Annotated in this window: 6 protein-coding genes, 1 tRNA gene and 1 pseudogene; 4 read left to right on the top strand and 4 right to left on the bottom strand. The window is 63.9% G+C overall.

Translation table 11 applies throughout. The features are described from left to right. From BG35_RS0106905 to hisIE, 4 genes and pseudogenes are all read right to left on the bottom strand, one after another. Positions 1–846 (bottom strand): annotated as a pseudogene (locus tag BG35_RS0106905) (hypothetical protein); the annotation flags it as partial. 198 nt (positions 847–1,044) lie between these two features. Continuing rightward, a tRNA-Val gene (locus BG35_RS0106900) sits at positions 1,045–1,116 on the bottom strand. Positions 1,117–1,180: 64 nt separating this feature from the next. Next, complete coding sequence (locus tag BG35_RS10785) at positions 1,181–1,570, bottom strand: hypothetical protein (RefSeq protein ID WP_025782259.1); 390 nt, start codon at positions 1,568–1,570, stop codon at positions 1,181–1,183. A 47-nt stretch (positions 1,571–1,617) separates the two neighbouring features. Further along, positions 1,618–2,340 (bottom strand): bifunctional phosphoribosyl-AMP cyclohydrolase/phosphoribosyl-ATP diphosphatase HisIE, encoded by a 723-nt coding sequence (gene hisIE, locus BG35_RS0106890; protein WP_025782258.1) that lies wholly within the window; start codon positions 2,338–2,340, stop codon positions 1,618–1,620. 71 nt (positions 2,341–2,411) lie between these two features. Here hisIE and BG35_RS0106885 point away from each other — a divergent pair, with 71 nt between their 5' ends. From BG35_RS0106885 to BG35_RS0106870, 4 genes are all read left to right on the top strand, one after another. Then, complete coding sequence (locus BG35_RS0106885) at positions 2,412–2,879, top strand: 6-carboxytetrahydropterin synthase (RefSeq protein ID WP_025782257.1); 468 nt, start codon at positions 2,412–2,414, stop codon at positions 2,877–2,879. Positions 2,880–2,912: 33 nt separating this feature from the next. Next, positions 2,913–3,650 carry a pyridoxine 5'-phosphate synthase gene (locus BG35_RS0106880; protein WP_025782256.1) on the top strand — a complete coding sequence of 246 codons (738 nt, stop codon included), beginning with the start codon at positions 2,913–2,915 and terminating at the stop codon, positions 3,648–3,650. Continuing rightward, complete coding sequence (locus BG35_RS0106875) at positions 3,650–3,967, top strand: MgPME-cyclase complex family protein (protein ID WP_025782255.1); 318 nt, start codon at positions 3,650–3,652, stop codon at positions 3,965–3,967. The genes BG35_RS0106880 and BG35_RS0106875 overlap by 1 nt, the downstream gene beginning before the upstream one ends. 65 nt (positions 3,968–4,032) lie before the next feature. Next, positions 4,033–4,419, top strand: coding sequence for a YraN family protein (locus BG35_RS0106870; RefSeq protein WP_025782254.1), 387 nt, complete (start codon positions 4,033–4,035; stop codon positions 4,417–4,419). The last annotated feature ends 13 nt before the right edge of the window (positions 4,420–4,432 follow it).

Below are 4,432 nucleotides of genomic sequence, written 5' to 3'. Positions count from 1 at the left end.
TTTCTTTGCGTCTTCCGTGACTCTCTCCCTGGTGAGCATCGGTCGGTTACCACGAACGCAAACATGACTTAGTTTCTCGTAATAGTTATCTGCTCCATCTCTATGATATTGTCCACACCACTCTACGATAGAGAGCATCAAAGCTGTGGCATTGGGACATTCACGCCAGATTTTTCCGTCAACGCAGTACTGCGCCTTGAAACTGCGTGAACTGTCCTGCGGTTTCGGCTGATGAGGCATCGCTGAAGATGGCGCGGGATTCGTCCGGGGCAACGGGGTGTCTACAGGTGCAGTGGAAGGTGGATGGAACACTTCTGCAGTTGACGGTTCTGATTCCAAGACCGGCTCCTGGGCTGGGACGGCCTTTCCCGAAGCCAGGTTCGGCCGCCACAGCAGCAGCAGTTGCAGGGCGAGTTGGTAAGCAAGCGTGTCGGTGATCTTCACGTTCAGCAGGCGGCGATCTTCCAAAGTCGCATACTTGAACACCTCGTACAGCTCCCAGATGTCACCGTCAGTTACAGCAGCATACCGCACCCCTCTCACGTTTGCATAGTTCAACATCTGCATCCGTTCATCGTCGTTGAGGGGGTGATTGAGCCGTTTGGCTTCCACCATGGCCGCGGGTATGGCGTCGGACCCGTTCAAGGCATAGTCAACCCTGCCCTGGCCTACACCATATTCCGGCGTCACCAGGCCGGGATCCGACACGTCCCATCCCAGCGCGGTCAACAGGGGGTCGATCAACGCCGTCCGTGTGCGTGTTTCGTTCTGTTGAAGTGACGGGCGGTGTATCCTGATGCGCTCTTTGAGGATCTCGATAACACTGAGCAGGTGGTCGAACGGCATGGGCTCCAAGGGCTGCGCCAGCGAATCCGACATAGAATAAGGCCCGGCGGGCCTGCTGGACCGTGGGACCGTTGGGCCACCCTTCCCCCGTCCGGGACGGGGTTCCTCCTGGCCCTACCGGGAGTAGGACGCCGCCGACCGTAACAGGCCAAGCCGCGCCTGAACTGATCCAGGTTTATCCGGAACCGGAGTTGAGTATGGTCGATACTGGATTTGAACCAGTGACATCATCCGTGTGAAGGATGCGCTCTACCGCTGAGCTAATCGACCGAAGACGGCAACCAACGGGTCCATCCTACAACAGTCGGCCCCATGGTGGACGGAAAAGCGGGACTCAGTGGCTCCCATGACCGTGATGATGACCATGGGAGCCATGGCCGTGGCGGCTGCCACGGGATGCGTGGGGCGTGCTGCCGTGGTGGGACTCCTTGGCGCCAGGGCCAAGACGCACCACCCCCATGCTCCCCTCATCGCTGCCCACAAACCACACCCCCATGGTGCTGACCCCGGCCGTGAGCACCCCCATGCCCACCACCGAGCCGGTGATCACCCCCATGGCCACGGCGCCAAGACTCACCACCCCCATAGGCACCACTCCGATGGCCACCACCCCCATGGGCACAATGCCGATGGAAATTACCCCCAGCGGGGCAATGCCGAAGGCGATTTTCTTGGGGCGGGATCCGCAATGGGCCGGCTGCGATTCAGGGGGGCTGGTGGTCAAGGCGGCACTCTCGGGGGACAGGGTTGGACCCGTGGAAGCAGGCTGGCCTAGCCGGGCCGGGGCTTGTGCCGGCGCCGGGCCAATTCCAGCAAAACCTGGCGCCAGGATACGCCATGGTGGGCCAGGGCCACGAGCATGTGGTAGAGCACGTCGGCCGCTTCCCCGCTGATGGCGGTGGCGTCGTCGTCCTTGCAGGCCATCACGAATTCCGCCGATTCCTCGCCGATTTTCTTAAGAATGCGGTTGTCCCCGCCACGGAAGAGGATATTGGTGTAGCTGCCAGCTTCCGGCTCCCGGCGACGCTGGGCGATCAGTTGATACAGTTCGGATACCGCGTCCACCGGGGGCGCCGGGGCATGGGGACCACCGGGGCCCGGATCGGCTCCATGGCCGTAAAAGCAACTGCGGGCGCCGGTGTGACAGGCCACGTTCCCCACTTGCTCCACCGTGAGCAACAACACGTCCTGATCGCAGTCGTAGCGCAACTGGCGCACCCGCTGACGATGGCCGGAGGTGGCCCCCTTGCGCCAGAGTTCCTGGCGGGAGCGGCTCCAGTAGTGGGCCTCCCCTGTGGCCACGGTTTGCTCCAGGCTGACCCGGTTCATCCAGGCCACCATCAGTACGGCCCCATCCAGCCAGTCCTGGGCAACGGCGGGAATCAAGCCCGCATGATCAAACCGCAGTGTGTCCAGGGGAGGGCATTGCACATGGGGGGCGGAAGGGGCCGGCAGGGGTTCCTGGTCCGGCGCCGGGGCGGCAGGATGGGTCATGGTCCGTTGCACCTTCGGTGATTGTCCCCCACAGGGGCAACCCCGGCCCTGATCCTCACCCCTGCCCGGCCATGGGTCGTCCTGTCTACACCTGCAGCAAAGCCTTCACGGATTTCCCCTGCTGTCACCGCCAGTGGCGCCACAAGGGGCATTGTCGCTTTGTCCATGGCTATAGCCGCTCCTTCGTCTTCTGGTTTGCCGCCACCCGCCTGGACGAGCACGGCTTTGTGGTGGATTTCTCCGGCCTGGGCCCCCTGCGTCGGCAGTTGACGGAGCAATTTGATCACACCTTCCTGGTGAATCGTGACGATCCCCTTCTGGCGGAGTGGCAACGGCTGCACCGGTTGGGCGCCCTGGATCTGCGGGTGCTGGAGAACGTGGGCATGGAGGCCACCGCCAGGCTGGTGTGGGAATGGGCCAATGCCCTGCTCCGGCAACGGGATCAGGGGCGCTGCTGCTGCTGGAAAGCGGAGGCCCGGGAAAACGACAGCAACAGTGCTTACTATGAGGCGTGTCCCGACTGGTACGGGAGTTCATGAACATGACCCGGTGGGAGCATCATCAGAAAGGTTATGGCGAGCCTGGGCATCAATCTTGATCATGTCGCCACGGTGCGTCAGGCGCGCCGCACCGTGGAACCCGACCCCGTTCAGTTGGCGGTGCTGGCGGAACTGGGCGGCGCCGACGGCATCACCGTTCATTTGCGGGAAGACCGGCGCCACATTCAGGACCGGGACGTGGAACTGCTGCGCCACACCCTGCGCAGCCGTCTCAATCTGGAGATGGCCGCCACGGAAGCCATGGTGACCACCGCCCTGCGGATACGGCCCCATCAGGTGACCCTGGTGCCTGAGCAGCGGGAGGAGGTCACCACGGAAGGGGGTCTGGACGTGGCCCGTCAACTGCCGGTGCTGCGCCAGGCCGTGGAACGTCTCCAGGGGGAAGACATTCCCGTAAGCCTGTTTGTGGATCCGGAGGCGGACCAACTGCAAGCCTGCCGGGTTACCGGAGCCCGGTGGGTGGAGTTGCACACCGGCGCCTATGCCAACGCCGCCAGTCCCGCTGCCGAACTGGCCCGCCTCCAGGCGGGGACCCGTCTGGCCCGGGCCCTGGGGCTGCGGGTGAACGCAGGCCATGGCCTCACCTACCAGAACGTGGAGCCCGTGGCCGCCATTGCCGCCATGGAAGAGCTCAACATTGGCCATACCATTGTGGCGAGGGCCCTGGCCGTGGGTTTGACCGCCGCTGTCCGCCAGATGAAGGAATTGATCCGGAATCCCCGTCCAACCCCGTTGCTCACCCGGAATTGATGGCCACCTACCATTACGTTGCCGCCAGTGAACGCTTCCTCTGCGAGGAGGAACCCCTCGCCGAAGTGCTGCAGGAGCGGCGGGATCATTACAGGGAACAGGGCAAGACCGTTGATTTCTGGCTGGTTCGTCAGCCCTCCTTCCTGGAGGCGGAGCCTGTGGAGACTGGCGACCCCCCCGTTCCCCGTCCTGCAGCAGCCGTGGTCTCCACGGACGCCAAGTTCATCGACTTCATGAAACTGCGCCTGGAGTGGGTGGCCCGAGGGCAGTTTGAAGCGCCCACCGCAGCCGTTCCCGATCCCCTGGCCAGCCTCTGAGGTGAAGACCGTACCGTTCAGGGCCGCAAACCGGGGGAACGCTGACCGCAGCCAGGGGGGAAACCATGGGTTCGGCAGCGGAACGGGGGCTGGCCGCGGAGCAGCGGGTGGCGGCAGTGTTAATGGCCCAGGGCTGGGAGGTGCTGGAACATCGCTGGCGCTGCCGCCATGGGGAGATGGATTTGCTGTTGCACCGGCAGGAGCGGTTGTTGATCGTGGAGGTGAAGTGCCGCAACGGGGCCGGACTGGCCTTTGTGGATGGTCCCGGGAACTGTCTCGGTTGGCGACAGCAGCAGCGTCTGCACCGGGCCTTCGGCCTCTGGCTGCAAGCGGCGCCCCGGTGGAGCCATTGCGAGGTGGCCCTGGCCCTGGCGGTGGTGGTTGGGGATCGCATCCTCTGGACCGGCATGGGGGACGCCATGGACCACCCTTCCCAGCCATGGGGTCCGTAAATCGGCCTCGGCG

The organism is Candidatus Synechococcus spongiarum SH4 (assembly GCF_000586015.1).
GTDB classification, from domain to species: Bacteria; Cyanobacteriota; Cyanobacteriia; order PCC-6307; family Cyanobiaceae; genus Synechococcus_B; species Synechococcus_B spongiarum_F.
Note: the sequence above shows the minus strand (reverse complement) of the source record. Positions and strands in the feature narration are given on the sequence as shown.

Bases quoted from the DNA above. Each gene is read 5' to 3' on its own strand.
- BG35_RS0106885 (WP_025782257.1), top strand. From the start codon at position 2,412: ATGGGTCGTCCTGTCTACACCTGCAGCAAAGCCTTCACGGATTTCCCC.
- BG35_RS0106880 (WP_025782256.1), top strand. From the start codon at position 2,913: ATGGCGAGCCTGGGCATCAATCTTGATCATGTCGCCACGGTGCGTCAG.
- BG35_RS0106875 (WP_025782255.1), top strand. From the start codon at position 3,650: ATGGCCACCTACCATTACGTTGCCGCCAGTGAACGCTTCCTCTGCGAG.
- BG35_RS0106870 (WP_025782254.1), top strand. From the start codon at position 4,033: ATGGGTTCGGCAGCGGAACGGGGGCTGGCCGCGGAGCAGCGGGTGGCG.
- hisIE (WP_025782258.1), bottom strand. From the start codon at position 2,340: ATGACCCATCCTGCCGCCCCGGCGCCGGACCAGGAACCCCTGCCGGCC.